Origin of the sequence: Prochlorococcus sp. MIT 1341 (assembly GCF_034092415.1) — a bacterium.
In the GTDB taxonomy this organism is placed as follows: domain Bacteria; phylum Cyanobacteriota; class Cyanobacteriia; order PCC-6307; family Cyanobiaceae; genus AG-363-P08.
Window position 1 is genome coordinate 790,001 of the sequence record NZ_CP139304.1, and the last position, 19,841, is coordinate 809,841.

At 43.8% G+C, this 19,841-nt stretch carries 19 protein-coding genes, 3 tRNA genes and 2 rRNA genes (1 of these 24 cut by a window edge); 13 read left to right on the plus strand and 11 right to left on the minus strand.

What is annotated here, in order from left to right:
* From SOI84_RS04040 to SOI84_RS04055, 4 genes are all read right to left on the minus strand, one after another.
* Positions 1-46: ribosomal RNA gene (locus SOI84_RS04040) — 23S ribosomal RNA — on the minus strand (it extends 2,830 nt beyond the left edge of the window).
* Between the two features lie 457 nt (positions 47-503).
* A tRNA-Ala gene (locus SOI84_RS04045) sits at positions 504-576 on the minus strand.
* A gap of 9 nt (positions 577-585) precedes the next feature.
* A tRNA-Ile gene (locus tag SOI84_RS04050) sits at positions 586-659 on the minus strand.
* 182 nt (positions 660-841) lie between these two features.
* Positions 842-2,326: ribosomal RNA gene (locus tag SOI84_RS04055) — 16S ribosomal RNA — on the minus strand.
* Together the 16S and 23S rRNA genes with 2 tRNA genes alongside form the textbook arrangement of a ribosomal RNA operon.
* A gap of 899 nt (positions 2,327-3,225) precedes the next feature.
* Here SOI84_RS04055 and SOI84_RS04060 point away from each other — a divergent pair.
* Complete coding sequence (locus SOI84_RS04060) at positions 3,226-4,683, plus strand: glycoside hydrolase 100 family protein (RefSeq protein WP_320675127.1); 1,458 nt, start codon at positions 3,226-3,228, stop codon at positions 4,681-4,683.
* Positions 4,684-4,731: 48 nt separating this feature from the next.
* Here SOI84_RS04060 and petD read toward each other — a convergent pair whose 3' ends face one another.
* Both petD and petB read right to left on the minus strand, forming a co-directional pair.
* Positions 4,732-5,214: a cytochrome b6-f complex subunit IV gene (petD, locus tag SOI84_RS04065; protein ID WP_320675128.1), complete on the minus strand. Its 483-nt coding sequence runs from the start codon at positions 5,212-5,214 to the stop codon at positions 4,732-4,734.
* 77 nt (positions 5,215-5,291) lie between these two features.
* Positions 5,292-5,948 (minus strand): cytochrome b6, encoded by a 657-nt coding sequence (gene petB / locus SOI84_RS04070; protein WP_320675129.1) that lies wholly within the window; start codon positions 5,946-5,948, stop codon positions 5,292-5,294.
* Between the two features lie 60 nt (positions 5,949-6,008).
* On the opposite strand from petB, the gene ctpZ reads away from it, so the two are divergent.
* The 6 genes from ctpZ (at position 6,009) to SOI84_RS04100 (ending at position 10,710) form a co-directional block, all read left to right on the plus strand.
* Entirely contained in the window at positions 6,009-7,352 is a 1,344-nt protein-coding gene (gene ctpZ, locus SOI84_RS04075) for a carboxyl-terminal processing protease CtpZ (RefSeq protein WP_320675130.1), read from the plus strand.
* Entirely contained in the window at positions 7,349-8,605 is a 1,257-nt protein-coding gene (locus SOI84_RS04080) for an HD domain-containing protein (protein WP_320675131.1), read from the plus strand. Before ctpZ ends, SOI84_RS04080 begins: the two co-directional genes overlap by 4 nt.
* Positions 8,606-8,641: 36 nt before the next feature.
* On the plus strand, positions 8,642-9,313 hold the full coding sequence (gene minC, locus SOI84_RS04085; protein WP_414153612.1) for a septum site-determining protein MinC: 672 nt from the start codon (positions 8,642-8,644) through the stop codon (positions 9,311-9,313).
* A 139-nt stretch (positions 9,314-9,452) separates the two neighbouring features.
* Positions 9,453-10,268 carry a septum site-determining protein MinD gene (gene minD / locus SOI84_RS04090; protein ID WP_320675134.1) on the plus strand — a complete coding sequence of 272 codons (816 nt, stop codon included), beginning with the start codon at positions 9,453-9,455 and terminating at the stop codon, positions 10,266-10,268.
* Positions 10,269-10,272: 4 nt separating this feature from the next.
* Positions 10,273-10,566, plus strand: a complete 294-nt coding sequence (gene minE / locus SOI84_RS04095; RefSeq protein ID WP_320675135.1) for a cell division topological specificity factor MinE — start codon at positions 10,273-10,275, stop codon at positions 10,564-10,566.
* 72 nt (positions 10,567-10,638) lie between these two features.
* Positions 10,639-10,710, plus strand: a tRNA-Thr gene (locus SOI84_RS04100).
* A 334-nt stretch (positions 10,711-11,044) separates the two neighbouring features.
* Here SOI84_RS04100 and SOI84_RS04105 read toward each other — a convergent pair.
* From SOI84_RS04105 to SOI84_RS04125, 5 genes are all read right to left on the minus strand, one after another.
* On the minus strand, positions 11,045-11,641 hold the full coding sequence (locus tag SOI84_RS04105; RefSeq protein ID WP_320675136.1) for an L-threonylcarbamoyladenylate synthase: 597 nt from the start codon (positions 11,639-11,641) through the stop codon (positions 11,045-11,047).
* Positions 11,642-11,662: 21 nt separating this feature from the next.
* The gene (gene prmC / locus SOI84_RS04110) at positions 11,663-12,544 is read right to left on the minus strand and encodes a peptide chain release factor N(5)-glutamine methyltransferase (RefSeq protein WP_320675137.1); all 882 of its coding nucleotides are present in this window, start codon (positions 12,542-12,544) and stop codon (positions 11,663-11,665) included.
* A 44-nt stretch (positions 12,545-12,588) separates the two neighbouring features.
* Positions 12,589-13,032 carry an acyl-CoA thioesterase gene (locus SOI84_RS04115; protein ID WP_320675138.1) on the minus strand — a complete coding sequence of 148 codons (444 nt, stop codon included), beginning with the start codon at positions 13,030-13,032 and terminating at the stop codon, positions 12,589-12,591.
* A 246-nt stretch (positions 13,033-13,278) separates the two neighbouring features.
* Complete coding sequence (gene psbM / locus SOI84_RS04120; RefSeq protein ID WP_320675139.1) at positions 13,279-13,428, minus strand: photosystem II reaction center protein PsbM; 150 nt, start codon at positions 13,426-13,428, stop codon at positions 13,279-13,281.
* 151 nt (positions 13,429-13,579) lie between these two features.
* Complete coding sequence (locus tag SOI84_RS04125; protein WP_320675140.1) at positions 13,580-13,945, minus strand: 2Fe-2S iron-sulfur cluster-binding protein; 366 nt, start codon at positions 13,943-13,945, stop codon at positions 13,580-13,582.
* Between the two features lie 251 nt (positions 13,946-14,196).
* Here SOI84_RS04125 and psbB point away from each other — a divergent pair, with 251 nt between their 5' ends.
* From psbB to metK, 6 genes are all read left to right on the plus strand, one after another.
* A complete protein-coding gene (gene psbB / locus SOI84_RS04130; RefSeq protein WP_320675141.1) occupies positions 14,197-15,768 on the plus strand; it encodes a photosystem II chlorophyll-binding protein CP47 in 1,572 nt (523 codons plus the stop codon).
* A gap of 45 nt (positions 15,769-15,813) precedes the next feature.
* Positions 15,814-15,906 carry a photosystem II reaction center protein T gene (locus SOI84_RS04135; RefSeq protein WP_320675142.1) on the plus strand — a complete coding sequence of 31 codons (93 nt, stop codon included), beginning with the start codon at positions 15,814-15,816 and terminating at the stop codon, positions 15,904-15,906.
* A 165-nt stretch (positions 15,907-16,071) separates the two neighbouring features.
* Positions 16,072-16,548: a transcriptional regulator NrdR gene (gene nrdR, locus SOI84_RS04140; RefSeq protein WP_320675143.1), complete on the plus strand. Its 477-nt coding sequence runs from the start codon at positions 16,072-16,074 to the stop codon at positions 16,546-16,548.
* Between the two features lie 164 nt (positions 16,549-16,712).
* The gene (locus tag SOI84_RS04145) at positions 16,713-17,756 is read left to right on the plus strand and encodes a 30S ribosomal protein S1 (RefSeq protein WP_320675353.1); all 1,044 of its coding nucleotides are present in this window, start codon (positions 16,713-16,715) and stop codon (positions 17,754-17,756) included.
* Between the two features lie 9 nt (positions 17,757-17,765).
* Positions 17,766-18,581, plus strand: coding sequence for an HAD family hydrolase (locus tag SOI84_RS04150; RefSeq protein ID WP_320675144.1), 816 nt, complete (start codon positions 17,766-17,768; stop codon positions 18,579-18,581).
* Positions 18,578-19,807, plus strand: a complete 1,230-nt coding sequence (metK, locus tag SOI84_RS04155) for a methionine adenosyltransferase (protein WP_320675145.1) — start codon at positions 18,578-18,580, stop codon at positions 19,805-19,807. Before SOI84_RS04150 ends, metK begins: the two co-directional genes overlap by 4 nt.
* Positions 19,808-19,841: the final 34 nt, after the last annotated feature.

Below are 19,841 nucleotides of genomic sequence, written 5' to 3' on the forward strand. Positions count from 1 at the left end.
CCTCTGTGTGCCAAGGTATCCACCGTGAGCCCTTTGTAGCTTGACCAAATTAACCTCTATAGCTGTCTACGCAGTTGAAGGCGTATTTCTCGTTGATTCATATTTTCTTAAAACCCAAGACAGAAAATCTGACTAAAAGCAAAGAAAAAGAATCAAAGATCGAACTCTTTATGATGATATTACATAAAAAGAAAAGCTATAGAGTCTCTGCTCTTGCTCAGAAATAACACTATTTTAGTTTAAGTCTTTAATTTAAAAAATAAAGATTTAAACGGTAAAACAATGCATCCATGAGATGCTTTATTTTTTCCAGACTCACTATGCAGTTGTCAAGGTTCTGCTGAACATCTCTCTTTCCTTTTTTAGGAATGAAATGAGCCCAGCGTCCTTTCAACCTTGCCAAAATGGCATGGTATGAGAGGAAGCTAGGTTCCAATCAGCTAATCATCTAAATCACGTCTCATAAAGGTCCTCTAACTAAATCGTGGAAAGGGGTCGGCCAGTGGAGGTAAGCGGACTCGAACCGCTGACATCCTGCTTGCAAAGCAGGCGCTCTACCAGCTGAGCTATACCCCCAACACCGAATGGGCCATCCTGGACTTGAACCAGGGACCTCACCCTTATCAGGGGTGCGCTCTAACCACCTGAGCTAATGGCCCAGGAGTAACCCTTATGGGGTGTGACCTAGACAAGTTTAGGAACTGAAATTAATACTTTAAATTATTCATTTAATGAATAACGGTCTAGTTAATTAATCTGAGGTACCGATCGACCTAAGGTGACAGGATCTTGGTCTAATAATAGTTAAATCAAACATCAAGATCAGTTATTTGTCTCCCTGTTAGGAGGTGATCCAGCCGCACCTTCCGGTACGGCTACCTTGTTACGACTTCACCCCAGTCATCAGCCCCACCTTCGGCGTCCTCCTCCACAAGGGTTGGAGTAACGACTTCGGGCGTGGCCAACTTCCATGGTGTGACGGGCGGTGTGTACAAGGCCCGGGAACGTATTCACCGCAGTATGCTGACCTGCGATTACTAGCGATTCCTCCTTCACGTAGGCGAGTTGCAGCCTACGATCTGAACTGAGCCACGGTTTATGGGATTTGCTAGCTCTCGCGAGTTTGCTGCCCTTTGTCCGTAGCATTGTAGTACGTGTGTAGCCCAGGATGTAAGGGGCATGATGACTTGACGTCATCCACACCTTCCTCCGGTTTATCACCGGCGGTCTCTCTAGAGTGCCCAACTGAATGCTGGCAACTAAAAACGTGGGTTGCGCTCGTTGCGGGACTTAACCCAACATCTCACGACACGAGCTGACGACAGCCATGCACCACCTGTCACTGCGTTCCCGAAGGCACCCTCCAATTTCTTAGAGGTTCGCAGGATGTCAAACCCTGGTAAGGTTCTTCGCGTTGCATCGAATTAAACCACATACTCCACCGCTTGTGCGGGCCCCCGTCAATTCCTTTGAGTTTCACACTTGCGTGCGTACTCCCCAGGCGGAACACTTAACGCGTTAGCTACGACACCGAGGGGGTCGATTCCCCCGACACCTAGTGTTCATCGTTTACGGCCAGGACTACAGGGGTATCTAATCCCTTTCGCTCCCCTGGCTTTCGTCCATGAGCGTCAGTTATGGCCCAGCAGAGCGCCTTCGCCACTGGTGTTCTTCCCGATATCTACGCATTTCACCGCTACACCGGGAATTCCCTCTGCCCCTACCACACTCGAGCCCAACAGTTTCCACTGCCTTGATGGAGTTAAGCTCCACGCTTTAACAGCAGACTTGAAAGGCCGCCTGCGGACGCTTTACGCCCAATAATTCCGGATAACGCTTGCCACTCCCGTATTACCGCGGCTGCTGGCACGGAATTAGCCGTGGCTTATTCCTCAAGTACCGTCAGATCTTCTTCCTTGAGAAAAGAGGTTTACAGCCCAGAGGCCTTCATCCCTCACGCGGCGTTGCTCCGTCAGGCTTTCGCCCATTGCGGAAAATTCCCCACTGCTGCCTCCCGTAGGAGTCTGGGCCGTGTCTCAGTCCCAGTGTGGCTGATCATCCTCTCAGACCAGCTACTGATCGAAGCCTTGGTGAGCCATTACCACACCAACTAGCTAATCAGACGCGGGCTCATCCTCAGGCGAAATTCGTTTCACCTTTCGGCATATGGGGTATTAGCGGCCGTTTCCAGCCGTTATCCCCCTCCTGAGGGCAGATTCCCACGCGTTACTCACCCGTCCGCCACTAACCCGAAGGTTCGTTCGACTTGCATGTGTTAAGCACGCCGCCAGCGTTCATCCTGAGCCAGGATCAAACTCTCCGTAGTAGATCAAGCCCTTTTAGTTGTTGACCAAAGATCAACTCGTTCAACTTGATTTGCTCCACCCAATCCAAAGCGCTGACGCCAGTTGGAAAAGTTGTCGCCTCCTTCTTCTGACAGAAGGGTTCTATTAAGAGTGCACTTCAGAATCTCTTCATTCGTGACTTTCCAGGATCTTGGATCCGGTAGTTGAAAAACCAGTTACGTAATTTCAGAAGAATAATTTGCCGTGAGAGCGAATTATTCTTCCTGTAACTAGGGTTGTTCAACAAAATTTCTTTTGACGGGACCTCACACCTTTATCACTTATCAATTCAAACCAAATAAAGTTGAAGCTATACAGCTCAACTCCTAAGGCCTAAACGCGACAAAAGCGTCAGTTCCTAAACTTTTCGATTGTCCAGGTTCTGCTCTTCAACTCCTTGACAGGAGCTTTAGAAGCCGCGACTCAAAAAAGCCGCTTATAAAACTTACAACACCAAAGGAATTAACATCCTGGTCTTGTAAGAACCCACCCGCATAGCCTGGGCTGTTGCCCAAACTGCCTGATGGGATGCACTTCAGAGCTCAGCTCCTTGCACATCTCTACAACATAGACCATTAAGGGACTCAAAGGCAACAAAATAAATCTTGAATCATCTGAAGACTTCCTTTAAGTGGGCGAATCGGGAGTTATAACAATAATCAGGGCGGACATAGCTTTGATTAAATAGCAAAGGACTTCGGTCAAAAGAACAAACCGGTTCGTGCTCACTCAAATGAAACCCAAGTAATCATGAGGGCTAAAGAACATTTCAAGCAAAATGAGAATTTACACAAAACCAAATCTGGTGGGCGTCGTTGCAGTACTTGTACATCCTGCTAACAATGAAACAGCATTTGGCAATGACATAGGGGTTTATTAAATGGCAGAACGCTTCAGCCAAAAGCACAAACGAGTTCGCCCCAACTCAAATGAAAATCAAGTCATTAAAAGGGCCAAAGAGCATTTCGAACGAACTCTTATTGAAATTGGAGGAAGTCTGGCGGGCAGCGTGGCAGCACTTGAACACCCAGCCAACAATGAGGCTCTGAATTATGGGGAAATTTTCCTACGAGACAATGTCCCTGTGATGATCTACTTGCTTACTCAAAAGCGATACAGCATCGTCAAGCAATTTTTGAGTGTTTGCCTTGATCTGCAAAGTACTTCATATCAAACCAGAGGAGTCTTCCCTACAAGTTTTGTAGAAGAAAAAGGTGAACTGATCGCTGACTACGGACAAAGATCTATAGGTCGAATTACATCAGCAGACGCAAGCCTCTGGTGGCCAATATTATGTTGGTTGTATGTGAGACGAAGCGGAGATAACAACTTTGGTACAAGTCAAAAAGTCCAAAGGGGGGTTCAGCTTCTCCTTGACTTAGTTCTCCATCCAACATTTGAAGGCACGCCTGTTCTCTTCGTCCCAGATTGTGCCTTCATGATTGATCGACCAATGGATGTATGGGGAGCCCCTCTGGAGATTGAAGTACTGCTTTATGCATGTCTAAAAAGCTGCATTGAACTAATGGAATTAAGCAGAAAGGAGCAAATAAGTCGTTTATTAGATCAAAGACTTGTATTAACAAGGCAATGGGTTCATGATCTCCGCCAATTCCTGCTCAAACACTATTGGGTAACCAGTAAAACAATGCAGGTGCTTAGAAGAAGACCAACCGAGCAATATGGAGAAGATCAACATCAAAACGAATTCAATGTTCAGCCCCAAGTAGTTCCATCATGGCTACAAGATTGGCTTGAGAATAGAGGTGGATATTTAATTGGAAACATCAGAACAGGAAGGCCAGACTTTCGTTTCTACAGCTTGGGAAATTCTCTTGCATGCATGTTTGGAGTTCTAACTGCGCCCCAACAAAGAGCTCTTTTTCGACTAGTTCTCCACAACAGACAACATCTGATGGCCCAGATGCCAATGAGGATTTGCCACCCTCCAATGGAAGGGGCTGAATGGGAGAACAAAACTGGTTCAGACCCAAAGAATTGGCCTTGGAGTTACCACAATGGAGGACACTGGCCAAGTCTCCTATGGTTTTTTGGTGCCTCAATCCTCCTTCATGAAAAACGTTATCCAGATGCTGACGTGCTTCTAATGGGGCAAATGCGCGCACTATTAGAGGAATGCTATTGGAGCCAACTCAACCAATTACCAAGGCAAAAATGGGCTGAATACTTTGACGGGCCAACTGGAACATGGGTAGGTCAACAATCAAGGACATATCAAACCTGGACAATTGTTGGGTTCCTAATGCTCCACCATCTATTAAGAGTAAGCCCTGAAGACGTTTTAATGCTTGATATACAAGATCTAATTCAAGAGTAAATTATTAAGCAAAAAGCATTAACCTCAGTAAGTAAGAAATTTAATTAATCAAAAAAGTCCAAGTGTTAAAGACTTATCAATTGGCAATGTAGCTCCTATACCCAGATAAATAGTAACGGCCGTTCCAAACAGAAATACAACCATAGCAACTGGTCGCCTGAAGGGATTCTGGAATTTATTTACATTTTCTATAAAAGGAATGAGCATTAATCCTAGAGGGACAAGAGTTTGTAATGCTATTCCAAGCAATTTATTAGGTACTACTCTAAGAATCTGAAAGACTGGATACAAATACCATTCGGGCAAGATCTCTAATGGTGTCGCAAAGGGGTTAGCTTTGTCCCCTAACATTGCAGGGTCTAAGACAGCAAGTCCAACTACACAAGCAATTGTTCCAAGAATAACGACAGGAAAGATATATAAAAGATCATTTGGCCATGCAGGCTCACCGTAATAATTGTGACCCATTCCTTTAGAAAGTTTCTCTCTAAGCTTGGGGTCACTTAGGTCTGGCTTCTTGAGAATATGCATTGGATTAAAGCTGTTTAAGTGGAATCTAAAGGTCGTTTGAAGATGTTGAGTGGATCGATTAAAAGTAGGTCATCGACCTACAAAGGGCCAGAAATCCCTTGTTTCCTGATCATGAGGAAGTGCATCAACATAAATACTGCAAGAAGCCAAGGTAAAACAAATGTATGCAAGCTGTAAAAACGAGTAAGAGTTGCTTGACCAACACTCTCACCCCCTCGTAAAAGAACAACCATGAAATCTCCCACTACAGGAATTGCAGCGGGGACTCCTGAAACAATTTTGACAGCCCAATAACCCACTTGATCCCAAGGAAGTGAATAACCAGTCACACCAAAGGAAACAGTAATAACTGCCATGACCACTCCGGTTACCCAGGTGAGCTCACGAGGCCGCTTAAATCCACCTGTCAAATAAACACGAAACACATGGAGAATAAGCATCAAGACCATCATGGATGCACTCCATCGATGCACTGATCTGATAAGCCATCCAAAGCTGACATCAGTCATCAGATAACTAACCGAGCTATATGCTTCGGCGACTGTGGGCTTGTAATAGAAAGTCATTGCGAAGCCAGTCGCAAATTGAATCAAAAAACAAACCAAAGTGATGCCACCCAAGCAATAAAAGATGTTGACATGGGGGGGGACGTATTTTGAAGTGACATCGTCAGCTATGTCTTGAATTTCAAGACGTTCCTGAAACCAGTCGTAGACAGGTGAGGAGTTCGCCATGCACAGTTGGGCTTTATATAAAACGATTCTACTGAACGTGCCCCTAGTAATGTCTATGAGATGAAGCCAATGTCTTCAAAAAAGAGTCAATTTTCACGAACTCTGCAGCGAACCCTTTTTTCGCTAATGAGCTTAGTGCTTTGTTTATTCCTTTTTGGGACTAGTGCAAATGCGCTAAATGATGGTCAGCAACTTGTTTTAGAAAGTTGGAGCCTAGTTAATCAAGGATATATAAACCCAGAAAAATTCAATGAGGTCCAATGGCGAAAACTTCGACAAAAGGCCCTAGAAAGTCCTATCTCAAATTCTGAGGATGCTTATGCCGCCATTGAGAAAATGCTTCTTCCTCTTGGAGATCCTTACACCAGACTTTTAAGGCCCAATGACTACGCTGCAATGAAAGCGGGAAATATTGGCAGCGAAATTAATGGCGTAGGGCTTCAACTTGGAGCAAGACAAAACGATGGTCAAATCGTTGTAATAGCCCCACTTGAGGGGTCGCCAGCAGCAGAAGCAGGCGTTATTAGCGGAACAATCGTAGTAAAAGTAAACGGTGAATCACCAAGATTACTTGGTTTAGAAGCAACAGCAGCAAAACTCAGAGGAGAAATAGGTTCACAAGTTGTAGTAGAAGTTCAACCTCCTAATGCAGAAATCGAAGAATTAACTCTTGAGCGCAGAAGCGTTGATTTAAGGCCCGTAAGGACAAAACGTCTTAGAAACGAAACTCACACTCTGGGATATCTCCGAATCACCCAATTCAGTGAGGGAGTGCCGCAACAAGTAGAAGAAGCTCTTCAGGAACTATCTGAAAAAGATGTAGAAGGAATCGTCTTAGATCTAAGAAACAATTCAGGAGGCCTAGTAAGCTCTGGCCTCGCTGTAGCAGATGCATTTCTGAGTAATGCACCAATTGTTGAAACAAGAAACCGAGAGGGCTTAAAAGATGAAATACGTTCAGGAAAAGAAACCCTTTTCAACGGCCCTATGGTCACACTTGTAAATGGCGGCACTGCGAGTGCGAGTGAAATCCTTGCAGGAGCATTACAGGACAATGATCGTTCATTGCTAATAGGCAGTAAAACTTTTGGTAAAGGCCTAATTCAATCTCTTTCCACACTTACTGATGGAAGTGGCCTTGCAGTCACAGTTGCCGGCTATCAAACGCCTAGCGGCAGATATATCCAAAACCTTGGCATTGAACCAGATCGCATCCTTGATGAACCAGAACCACTAAACCCTGGAGGTGCAGAAGACAGGTGGTTAAATGATGCTGAATCAATACTGGGAGCAAATCTTGACCTCCAAAGCCTTGAAAACACATCGAAAGAACTAATAAGAAACGAGGAATATTCGGATGAAAAAATAAATCAAATTGATCCACTGCAAAACTCGGAAGCATGAGCCTCCGCACATATCACGATCCACTCCATCGAGGTATCAATCTAGACAGTAATAAGCCTGAGGAAGCCATGGTAATGGCTTTAATTGATACTGAACCCTTCCAAAGGCTCAGAAGAATTCGTCAATTAGGTCCAGCTTATCTGACTTTTCATGGTGCAGAATCCAGTCGTTTTACACATTCATTAGGCGTTTTCCAACTTGCTCGAAGAGCATTACAAAAACTTGAGAAGCATGCACCTTCCCTCTCTCAATATAGGGGGGTTTTGTTTGGTTCGGCCCTATTACATGACATTGGTCATGCACCACTAAGCCACACTGGTGAAGAGATTTTTGATATCGATCATGAGCAATGGTCAGCTCGAATTGTTAGAGAACACCCTTCTGTTTATTCCGCTCTAGAAAGCTTCTCCTCAGGCACAGCTGAATCTGTGGCTTGTCTTTTAAGCAAAGGAATAGCCCCTCAAAAAGTCATCAAATCTTTAGTCAGTAGTCAATTGGATTGTGATCGCTTGGATTATTTGATGAGAGATAGCCACAGCACTGGTGCAAGATACGGCCAACTAGATCTGGATCGCATCATTAATGCCCTCACAATTGCCCCCGACGGTGACATCGCTATCAACCCAAAGGGTCTAATGGCAGTTGAGCACTATCTAGTTGTTAGAGATCTGATGTACAGAACTGTCTACAACCATAGAAAAAATGAAGTTTGCAATTGGATTCTTGAACAAGTAGTTCGGACAGCACGACAAATGGGGGCAAAGAAAGTTTGGGCCGACACTGCGATGTCTAAATGGTTATGGAATCCAGCAGGAGTTGATTTGAAAAATTTCCTCGCAAATGATGACCTCCGAGCGGGATATCATCTTTTACGTTGGCAAGATGAGGCCCCAAATTATCTTTCTGAGTTATGCAGAAGATTTTTACAAAGAGATTTATTAAAAGCACTGCCTGTTGATCATCTTGAGAATAGCCAACAGCTAGAAATCCTATCCATATCGAGACAATTAACTCAAAAACAAGGTCAAGATCCTGATTTTTGCTGCGGTCTACGCCGTCAAAATTGGCATGGCTATTTGCCCTACAAAGGAGGGCTTCGCATTTGGGATGGAAAGAATCTCAGTGCTCTTGAAAAAAACTCAGCCTTAATTGAAAGCCTAATTACTCCAACCTCCTCCGCTTGGTTAATTCACCCTAAGGAGGTAAATAAAGCACTTGAAAATGAGCTCAAGTCATTCGAATCCCAAAGATAACCTCAGCCAACCTACAGAAACACCTTAAAAATGTCCGTGAACGTTAAAACTCAGACGATTACTCTCCCTCCGACTAGAGAAGTAGAGTGGAGAAGAATTCTCCCCAAATTAATAAGTGAATTAAAGCCAGGAAATACTGAGTTGAACTGTAATGACTGGGAGCTTGGAATTACAGAACTACAGCAAATAATCAATTCCATTCGTAAAGCAGGTTTAAATCTAACAAGAGTCTCCTCAAGTGTTCCATTGACAATTGTCAGCGCCGCCGCAATAGGCCATCAAACACATCTTGTCTCAAAAGAGCCATACAAATCTAATTACAAACATACCTTTAATGAGAGATCTAACACTAAAAAAAATTCCCCTAAAAAGCTCCTCTTTCATGAGGGCACATTGCGTTCAGGAGACCATTTGACAACCGAAGGAGATCTTCTTGTTTACGGAGATGTAAATCCTGGAGCAAGGATTTCTGCAGGAGGCGATGTGATGATTTGGGGAAAACTTAGAGGTATTGCCCATGCAGGTAAAAACGGAAACGAAACATCGAAAATCTCTGCATTACAATTAAGGCCTCTGCAGTTAAGGATTGCAGAAGTAATTGCAAGAGGCCCTGAGGAAAAGCCTCTTCAAGGTTTAGCTGAACAAGCAAGGTTAGTCGAGGGGAAGATCATCATTGAGCCTGCTAAAACCAGGTTTATTAATGAATAGCCCTTTCCCGAAACAACAAGAGAGAGTTGCTAAAGCCCTATCGCATGAATTTAGAGATACGTGGGAATGCAAACCTTATTTATTTTCTATTGGGCTTTTGACAAAGGCCAGCTAACCTTTCAACACTCTAATGTGCCCCGTGGCGCCAAATACAAGAATCATACTTATCTGCTCAGGCAAAGGAGGAGTCGGCAAAACGACTCTTACTGCGAACCTGGGAATTGCACTTGCCATGCAAGGAGTTAAAACTGTTGTGCTCGATGCCGACTTTGGGCTTCGCAACCTGGATCTTCTTCTTGGCTTAGAAAACCGAATTGTTTACACCGCTCAAGAAGTACTTGAGGAGGCCTGCAGACTTGACCAGGCGCTTGTAAAGCATAAACAGCAACCAAATCTCTCGCTCCTTCCGGCAGGGAATCCCAGGATGCTCGAGTGGCTAAAGCCTGACGACATGCAACGCATAGTCAAAATGCTCAAAGAGCATTTTGACTATGTACTAATTGATTGCCCTGCCGGTGTCGAAGACGGTTTTAAAAATGCCGTATCAGCATCAAAAGAAGCAATTGTAATTACAACTCCTGAAGTCTCGGCTGTAAGGGACGCTGATCGTGTAATAGGACTTCTAAACACCCATGGAGTTCAGCCTGTTCAATTAGTCCTGAATAGGGTGCGTCCAAAAATGATGGAAAGCCAAGAAATGATTTCGGTTGATGATGTAACAGACATTCTCGCCCTTCCATTACTTGGATTAGTTCTTGAAGATGAACAAGTCATCATTAGTACTAACAGAGGGGAACCTCTTACTCTTTCAGGGAAGAATTCACCAGCAGCTCGATGCTATTCAAATATTGCAAAGAGGCTGCAAGGCGAAAACATTCCACTAATTGACCCTTCTAAGGAGGGAGGAGGACTTCGTGACAAATTCCTCCGTTTGATGCAAACCAAGATCCTTTAAATAAATGACATTGCGCGACCTCATCAACAAATTGCTTGGGCGGCAACAATCGAGTGCATCAACTGCACGGGAACGCCTTCAACTCGTATTAGCTCATGATCGAAGCGATCTCAGCCCTGAGCTGTTAGATCAAATGCGTAAGGAAATCCTTGAAGTAGTTGCCAAATACGTTGAAATAGATATGGAAGAGGGCGCCGTAAGCCTTGAGACAGAAGATCGCATGACAGCCTTAGTAGCAAATCTTCCTATCAAACGTTCCCTACTAAACCCAGATGAAACCAAACAAAAAGCCTCTTAAAGAAACAAAAAGTCGAACCACCAACAGCTAGGTAATAAAGTTAGTTAAAAGCAACGTCAAACACTCTCAATTGCCGGCTTAGCTCAGTGGTAGAGCAGCGCTTTTGTAAAGCGAAGGCCATCGGTTCAAATCCGTTAGCCGGCTTAACTATTCAAACAAAACTTTCTTTATGCCAAGCCTTAAGCAACTAACCTATCTGTCTCCTCCCACTAAAAAGCCAAATCAATAAAAGGCAAATCCCAAACCAAATCGAATGAACTTCAAACAACGGTGTGGTCCAATTAATTGCTGGCTTGAGAATCCAATGAAAGCAAAATTGAAGAATGCCGACTAGAAATAAAAGCCAAAACATAGTTTGAAACTCCTCTAAGGTTGATTTTCATGGCTTAAAGATCAATAAATAAAAATCTAATAATCTCTCAGGTTGCAAGAATTCATTTCTTTCTAGCTAAAGGCTATAGAAACGCCAATTTTAACTTTATTCTTTTTTACTCAAATCAGGATTTACCTGACCACGCCTTAAAACCTTCCAGGAACTGTCTTGTTCCCATTTAAGAACGGTACTAGCTAACCCAGATGAAGATGGCCATGGAATGGGACCTAACAAAGGTAAATCAGGAAAAACCGCTGAAGCCTCCTCCGAATTCTTAGTGGGTTTATTGCCCGCCAAATTTGCACTTGTTGTTGCAAGTGGACCAGTTCTAGCTAAAAGTGATGTTGTAAGAAGACAAGCTGGAACCCTTAGTCCAATCGATAAAGATCCTGGGTTCAGAGCCTCTACGATCTCTCCTGAAGCTGGCAATACTAAGGTTAATGGACCAGGCCAATAAATTTCAGCCATTTTTAACGCATCATTTAACGCACATTCATATACATACTCAAACAAATCCTGAGGTGTTGCCCCCATCAATATCAAAGGCTTATCAAGTGGTCTCCGCTTTATTTCCCATAACTTTGATGCCTTATTTGGAGAAACAGCCAAAGCAGGTAGGGTGTCGGTAGGCAGCAAAGCAGGAACACCTTCAGCAATCTTTAAAGCTAAAGATTTTTGATCTAAGACACAGGATGGTTGCAAATGCTTACCTCTAGATTGAATTCAACAAGGTTTTCTGGCCATAGCGAAACGACGAACTCCCTCTAGATCCATTTCAAATTCAACATTATCCAAGCCAGCCTTTAACATCAATTCCAATACAAGTTCGCTCTGGTCATAGTGATGCTCAATGCATAGCACTCCACCATCATTGAGGGCATTAGAAACTCCATCAATGACCTTCTTGACCTCTTCCAGACCATCTTCACCACCCGAAAGGGCCAAATGAGGCTCGTTATCGCGTACCACCGGATCAAGCTCAGCAATTAATCCATTAGGGATATAAGGAGGATTAACCACTGCCAGTGAAACTGACCCCCACCAAGGTCTTAGGGGTTCCCACCAACTCCCCCAATGAACAGACCACTTAACTGATGATGGGGACAATCTCTGCAAATTGGTTCTTGCAAGAATCAATGCATCATTACTTACGTCGACGGCATGCCCATACCATTCCGGCAAGGCCCTGGCCAATGCAACAGCAATAGCTCCTGAACCAGTCCCAAGATCTGCCCAATGGCCTGAAAGGTCTGGGTTTATGCGATCCAAAGCAAAATCCACCAACAATTCAGTTTCTTGACGGGGGATAAGAACAGCTGGGGTCACCTGAAGCTCGAAATCTCTCCAAGGGCAAAGGCCAACAAGATATTGCAAGGGAACATGCTTCTGAATATGTTCAGTCCATATTCTGTCTAATTCATCCAAAGGCCTTTTTGTTTGGATAGAAGCCCTGGGTTCAATATGTATTCTCTGTAAAGAGGCCCAACTAATTCCACCTCCAAACTCCAGCAACCAATCTAAATCCGCGCAAGCTCCCCCTTTCGACAATTGATTCTTCCGCCAAGAGAAAAGTTCCTTTGAATCCAATTGGTTAGGTGATGTCATTTAGAATCAATTAAAAACATCAGGTTGACCTTAAAAGCTATTTACTAAGGTCCCTTTCGCAGGTTGGTTAATGCCTCTTCAACTTGCAATGGAACGTTCTTAACAAGCTTAGTATTACCTACCTCCTGTTTAACAAGAACTAATTCCACCTCTGCTATTGCAATAACTTCTCCCCCTTCTTTAAAAAAAACTGTTTTCCATGGTAAGCGTAAGCGATTTCTAGATAAATGAACACTCTCCATTACAACTTCATCACCATGAATTGCAGCCTTTAAGTATTTTATATTCAACCTCACAACAGGCATTTCAAAGCCTTGTGACGTCAATTCCTCATATGGCAGGCCAGCCATTTCCAACGCTTGAACACGTGCCTCTTCCAACCATGCAATATACGCACCATGCCACATGACTCCAGCATGGTCTGTATGCTGAGGGAGAACTTTTTTCACTAGTCTCCATGGATTGTCAGGTACATTATTGAAGGTCAAAAATCCCTCCTAAATTATCAATTAAATTCAGAACAAATAATAACTTAAACAGAACAAATAAACACTTTCTCTATGGTTTTGATAATTTCCTTTTTACTCACAAAAATCCATGCTGGATTTTTGTGAGTAAAAAGGAAATAAAAAATCACATGAAAATAAAACCTCCTCAAAAAATATCCAGGAGGCAATTTCAGGAGAAATTAAACCTTGAACGAAATGGCTTACCTAGGCTTGGCAGATAAGCGACTACTTTCGGCCAAGCTTGCCCTTGACAATGTCGGAAGAGAAACTCGACTTGTCCCCGTTATTGGTAGCAATGTAGAGACCAATAAGGAAGATCGTCGGAACCCCAACGAACAGAAGACTGGCAACAAAGCCGAAGTTGGTGGTTTCCATAACCGCAAATTGCTATCCCGAGAAGGTATCACCGACAGGCGCTATAAGCTCATTAATGTCAGGGCTCGTCATCGTGGATATCAGCAAAAGTAATTTTTCAGGAGAAGGCGAATAGGCTTGCGATCACTGAAAAAAAACACGTTTCAATGGCCTAAACAGGTAAATCTCTCTCTTTTGCTTCTTTAATAATTGCGTGTGAATTCTTAAAGGAAGACTGTGGCTTTGTCAGAACTATCACAGATTCCATAACCAAAGTCTGGCAGGAAAGACGCCAGCTCTTAGACCTCCGTTTGAGCTTCAACTTCTCCACCTCAGTCAGTGGGGACAGGGCGCAATCATCCATCTCTTCAAGAACCTCTACAAAACAAGTGATGCATTGGCCACATCCATTGCAATTCCCCAAGCTCCCCTTTAATCCATAGATCTCAATCCCCTCCTTTAATGCAACCTCACGAAGATTGGCTCCGACAGGACAATTAACGTCCCTCTCTTCTCTTACAAAACGGATGGTCGGCATGAAAAACAATCACTCAAACACGACAACAATGACATTTTTTCATTCTTGGCATTGCGATTTGTGACCGGGCCAACAATTTTTTGGAGCCCCTAAAACCCCGCCCTCTTCCCACCAATACAGAGCATTGAGAAATTGTTCGAGTATCACTAGACGTTGCAGCTAACAAAAATAATGCTCCTCTAATCATGGGGACCCTTTACGATCAGTCGGTCTAGCTGCTTCGAGCAGCTTCGTTACACGAAACCTGACCCATGGGATTGCCCTGGTATCGGGTGCACACAGTCGTCCTAAACGACCCTGGCCGTCTTCTGGCCGTGCACCTCATGCACACAGCACTTTTAGCCGGCTGGGCCGGCTCCATGCTCCTTTATGAATTAGCAATTTTTGACCCAACTGATCCTGTCCTGAACCCAATGTGGCGTCAGGGCATGTATGTAATGCCCATGACAGCCCGCCTAGGCGTAACTAGTAGCTGGAGTGGATGGGATATTACTGGTGGTGTTGGCTCATTCGACTTTGATTCTTTGGGTTTCTGGGGCAAGGCGCTTCCGTACTCAACATTTGAAGGAGTTGCAGTAGCACATATCGTCTTCAGTGGCTTGCTGATGTTGGCAGCCATCTGGCACTGGACTTACTGGGATCTTGAACTCTGGGAAGACACCAGAACTGGCGAGGCCGCTTTAGACCTCCCAAGGATCTTCGGTATTCATCTCCTCCTAGCAGGCTTAGTCTGTTTTGGTTTTGGAGCATTCCACTGCTCTTCAGTAGGCCTTTGGGTATCTGACCCATATGGTCTGAATGGCCACGTTGAAAAAGTTGCTCCGGTTTGGGGTGCTGATGGATTCAATCCATTCAATGCAGGAGGAATAGTCGCCAATCATATTGGTGCTGGACTTCTTGGAATCATTGGAGGGGTTTTTCATATCACCAACCGTCCTGGAGAAAGGCTTTATAGGAATTTAAGGATGGGCAGCCTCGAAGGTGCCCTTGCCAGCGCACTAGCAGCCGTTCACTTCGCTGGAATGGTTGTTGCAGGCACCATGTGGTATGGCACAGCCAGCACTCCTATTGAGCTCTTCGGTCCAACTCGTTATCAATGGGATAACAGCTACTTCAAGACCGAAATCAACCGCCGTGTCCAATCCGCTATGGATAAAGGCTCAAGCAAAGCCGAAGCTTATTCCACAATTCCTGAGAAACTGGCCTTCTACGACTATGTAGGTAACAGTCCTGCAAAAGGTGGTTTATTCCGCAGCGGTGCGATGGTCAATGGCGATGGCCTTCCAACTGGTTGGCAAGGTCACATTGCTTTCACAGACAATGAAGGTAATGATCTTGAAGTACGCAGAATTCCAAACTTCTTTGAGAACTTCCCAGTAATTCTTGAAGATCAAAATGGAAACGTTAAAGCTGACATCCCCTTCAGGAGGGCTGAGGCGAAGTACTCTTTTGAACAAGTTGGTGTTACTGCTACCGTCTATGGCGGTGAGTTAAATGGCAAGAGTTTCACCGACCCAGTTGTTGTTAAGCGTCTTGCACGTAAAGCTCAACTCGGTGAAGCCTTTAAGTTCGATAGAGATCGCTACAAGTCTGACGGTGTATTCAGAAGTGGTCCCAGGACATGGTTTGCCTTTGCGCATGCCTGCTTTGGATTGCTATACATCTTTGGCCACTGGTGGCATGCTTCTCGTGCCCTTTACCGCGATGTATTTGCTGGTATTGATCCAGACATGGGCGATCAAGTTGAATTTGGCCTATTCCAGAAACTTGGAGACCCCTCCACACGTCGTGTCCCAGGACGCGGAGTTGCTGGAAGCGCTTAATTCCAATCCAAATCCCCTAATCCCTTTAGCTGAAAGCCCTTACCGATGGAAGCCTTCTCTTACGTTCTAATCCTCGCACTGGCGCTAGGCACATTGTTCTTTGCAATTGCATTTCGCGATCCGCCTAAGTACAAATAAAGTGCAAACATAAAAAAACCCCGCAATTAGCGGGGTTTTTTTATGTTGTGCAATCCTCAATAAAGACTTGAAAAAGGAAAATACTTAAGATTTCAGATGTAAAGCCCTTCTCAATTCCCTAATCAATGTATACAGTTAGATCAAGAACCTTGAGATTCAAAGGGCATGCAGTGCCCCTCCTGCCAAAACACAGATAGTCGCGTCCTCGAATCACGTGCTGCCGATGCTGGCAGAAGTGTTAGAAGAAGGCGCGAGTGCTTAAATTGTGATTTCCGATTTACAACCTATGAGCGTGTAGAGACCGTACCTATTTCAGTAATCAAAAAGAATGGAAACAGAGAAATATTCAATCGCAACAAGCTCATGGAAGGACTTACAAGAGCTTGTGAGAAAACAACTATCAATACAAATAAACTTCAGATATTGGTTGAGGAACTTGAAGTCAAAATCCAACAACGTAGTAATCGCGAGATTTCAAGTTCCGAAATAGGGAGAATGGTTCTTGAAGAGCTTAGATCTTTAAGCGAAGTAGCTTTTGTAAGATTCGCTTCAGTTCATAAGCAATTTCGAGGAATAAGTGATTTTGTAAATGCTCTCGAAAGTATTAACACAAGAGAAGAGCGACTGGCCTCTGTAAGCTAATCAAATAAGTGCCTCTGTAGAGTAATTTACTAAATCCTCAGGGTCGGCGGGCCTAAAGGATTTCTTTCATACTGCTAAATAGCAGACCGCCATCTACAACCTCTGTGACTTCCTCTGATCAAGCCCAAGAACAGACTCCATCGACTGATGACAAAACCACTGCGGTGAACAATTCAGCCGATGAATCAAACTCTTCAAAAGAAGAGCAAAAGGACCAGGATTTTGATATTCCTGAGGAAGTTCCTACAGCAGATGATCCATCCAGCAGAGTCACCAAAAGAGATTTCAATGGGGCAGGATTCACCATCGACGAATTTGCTTCTTTACTAAGCAAATACGACTACAACTTCAAGCCAGGAGATATTGTTAATGGGACGGTTTTTGCTCTTGAACAAAAAGGAGCAATGATTGATATAGGCGCTAAAACTGCAGCCTATATGCCTCTTCAGGAAGTTTCGATTAACCGTGTAGAAGGTCTTAGCGAAGTTCTTCAGCCCTCTGAAGTGCGTGAATTCTTCATTATGAGTGAAGAAAATGAAGATGGGCAACTTTCACTTTCAATCCGGAGAATTGAATATCAACGCGCTTGGGAAAGAGTAAGGCAATTACAAAAAGAAGATGCAACTATTTTTTCAGAGGTCTTTGCAACAAACCGTGGTGGTGCACTTGTACGTGTTGAAGGATTAAGGGGCTTCATTCCTGGTTCACACATAAGTACTCGTAAAGCAAAAGAAGAGCTAGTTGCGGACTTCTTACCTCTCAAATTTTTAGAGGTTGATGAAGAAAGAAATCGTCTTGTCCTTAGCCATAGACGAGCCTTAGTAGAGAAGAAAATGAACCGTCTTGAAGTAGGGGAAGTTGTTATTGGTACTGTTCGAGGCATCAAGCCATATGGAGCATTTATAGATATTGGAGGTGTAAGCGGATTACTTCACATTTCGGAAATCAGTCACGAGCACATTGAAACGCCACATACAGTCTTGAATGTTAACGATCAAATGAAAGTAATGATTATCGATCTTGATGCCGAGCGTGGACGCATCTCACTTTCGACCAAAGCTCTTGAGCCAGAACCAGGAGACATGCTTACAGATTCACAAAAAGTTTTTGACAAGGCTGAAGAAATGGCTGCTCGATATAAGCAAATGCTTCTAGAGCAAGCTGAAGAGGATGATGATCAAGCAGGTGTTTCTCTAGCTGAAGCGTGATTTTTATCAATGCCTAATCTGCTTCTTAGAGGCATCCCAATAGGTGAAGTAAAAGGTGTTCTATTCGATAAAGATGGAACACTGTCAAATAGTGAGGCACACCTCAAGGATCTCTGTGAAAGAAGAATTAAAAACGCGCTTTCTCTCTTCAAAAGGGGCAAGGCCTCAAGAAATGAGCAAATACAGTTAAAACAACTGTTGACAAAAGTCTATGGTTATACATCCCAAGGAATAAACCCATCTGGAACTCTTGCAGTGGCCTCACGGCAAGATAATTTAGCCGCAATGGCTAATATTTTCTGCCTTGTTGGTGAAACTTGGCCAGAAGCAAGTCAAACAGCTGAAGAAGTCTTCTCAAGAGTTGATATAGAACTATCAGAAGAATCTTCAAATATCACAAGGAATAACTTACTGCCAGGTGCATTGAAACTCCTGGAAAATCTAAATAATCACGGCGTAATTTGCGCCTTGATTAGTAATGACAGCTCTGCTGGTATTGAAAAATTCCTAGCAGTAAACAACCTAAGCAAAAAATTTTCTGACAAATTTTGGAGTGCGGATAACTTTCCAAAAAAGCCTGACCCAGGTGCCGCAAAAGGTCTCTGTAATTTACTTGGTTTAGCCCCAAGTCAATGCGCAATGATTGGAGATTCTGATTCCGACCTAAGAATGGCCAAAAAAGCAGATCTCCCAATTATCCTTGGATATATCTCTGGATGGAGCATGTCTCCAACACTCTCACAACATCAAAACCTGATTTACCACTGGGATGACTTAAACATACAGGCAACTACTAAAATTCCTCACGAAATGAATGCATTATGAGTAATTACGTATTTACATCAGAATCAGTCACTGAAGGCCATCCAGACAAAATTTGCGATCAAGTTAGTGACGCCGTGCTCGACTCCCTACTTGCAAAAGATCCAACCAGTCGTGTGGCTTGTGAAACCGTAGTCAATACAGGTCTTTGTCTGATTACTGGAGAGATCACCTCATCAGCACAAGTAGATTTCATTCAAGTTGTGCGACAAGTTATTGCAGATATTGGATATCAAGGGGCTAGAGCAGGGGGGTTTGATGCGAATAGTTGTGCCGTTCTTGTTGCTCTAGACCAACAGTCTCCTGATATCGCTCAAGGTGTTGATGATGCAGAAGACCACATGGCGGGTGACCCTCTCGACAAAGTAGGAGCAGGTGACCAAGGAATCATGTTTGGGTATGCATGCAATGAAACCCCCGAGCTAATGCCACTTCCAATTAGTCTCGCCCATAGATTATCTAGGAGGCTTTCAAAAGTTCGCCATGATAAAACCTTGGAATACCTACTGCCAGACGGAAAGACACAAGTAAGCGTGTTGTATGAAAACAATAAGCCAATTGCTATAAACACAATTTTAATCTCTACTCAACACACCTCAGAAATAGAAGGAGTAACAAATGAAAAGGAAATTAGAGAAATAATCACAAATGATTTATGGAGCAATGTTGTTGAACCTTCTACCGCAGATCTTTCTATAAAGCCGGATCCAAATGAAACACGCTTCTTAGTAAATCCAACAGGAAAGTTTGTGGTAGGAGGTCCCCAAGGTGATGCTGGGCTAACTGGAAGAAAGATCATTGTCGACACCTATGGGGGTTACGCTAGGCATGGTGGAGGAGCCTTTTCGGGAAAGGATCCAACCAAGGTAGATAGATCGGCTGCATATGCCGCTAGATTTGTTGCCAAATCTCTAGTAGCAGCTGGCCTAGCTGAAAGAGCAGAAGTTCAATTAAGTTATGCAATTGGCGTAGCCAATCCTGTTTCCATACTTGTCGAATCATTTGGAACAGGGAAAAAGTCGAATGAAGAGCTTACCGATTTAGTTGAAAAATACTTTGATCTCAGGCCTGGTGCAATTATTAAGCAATTCAAACTAGATCAACTTCCCAAAGAAAGAGGTGGTCGTTTCTATAGAGATACTGCAGCATATGGTCACTTTGGCAGGCCAGATCTAAACCTGCCATGGGAAGATGTTGAAGAGATCTCAGAAAAACTTAAGCGCGATTAAAATCATTTTCTTTCTAAGACAGCTACAGGTTTAA

Excerpts from the sequence above, each read along its gene's own strand:
- minE (WP_320675135.1), top strand. The coding sequence starts at position 10,273 with ATGACATTGCGCGACCTCATCAACAAATTGCTTGGGCGGCAACAATCG.
- psbM (WP_320675139.1), bottom strand. The coding sequence starts at position 13,428 with ATGGAAACCACCAACTTCGGCTTTGTTGCCAGTCTTCTGTTCGTTGGG.
- SOI84_RS04080 (WP_320675131.1), top strand. The coding sequence starts at position 7,349 with ATGAGCCTCCGCACATATCACGATCCACTCCATCGAGGTATCAATCTA.
- psbB (WP_320675141.1), top strand. The coding sequence starts at position 14,197 with ATGGGATTGCCCTGGTATCGGGTGCACACAGTCGTCCTAAACGACCCT.
- petD (WP_320675128.1), bottom strand. The coding sequence starts at position 5,214 with ATGCATATTCTCAAGAAGCCAGACCTAAGTGACCCCAAGCTTAGAGAG.
- prmC (WP_320675137.1), bottom strand. The coding sequence starts at position 12,544 with ATGACATCACCTAACCAATTGGATTCAAAGGAACTTTTCTCTTGGCGG.
- petB (WP_320675129.1), bottom strand. The coding sequence starts at position 5,948 with ATGGCGAACTCCTCACCTGTCTACGACTGGTTTCAGGAACGTCTTGAA.
- SOI84_RS04060 (WP_320675127.1), top strand. The coding sequence starts at position 3,226 with ATGGCAGAACGCTTCAGCCAAAAGCACAAACGAGTTCGCCCCAACTCA.
- ctpZ (WP_320675130.1), top strand. The coding sequence starts at position 6,009 with ATGAAGCCAATGTCTTCAAAAAAGAGTCAATTTTCACGAACTCTGCAG.
- SOI84_RS04125 (WP_320675140.1), bottom strand. The coding sequence starts at position 13,945 with ATGCCGACCATCCGTTTTGTAAGAGAAGAGAGGGACGTTAATTGTCCT.
- nrdR (WP_320675143.1), top strand. The coding sequence starts at position 16,072 with ATGCAGTGCCCCTCCTGCCAAAACACAGATAGTCGCGTCCTCGAATCA.
- SOI84_RS04135 (WP_320675142.1), top strand. The coding sequence starts at position 15,814 with ATGGAAGCCTTCTCTTACGTTCTAATCCTCGCACTGGCGCTAGGCACA.
- metK (WP_320675145.1), top strand. The coding sequence starts at position 18,578 with ATGAGTAATTACGTATTTACATCAGAATCAGTCACTGAAGGCCATCCA.
- SOI84_RS04150 (WP_320675144.1), top strand. The coding sequence starts at position 17,766 with ATGCCTAATCTGCTTCTTAGAGGCATCCCAATAGGTGAAGTAAAAGGT.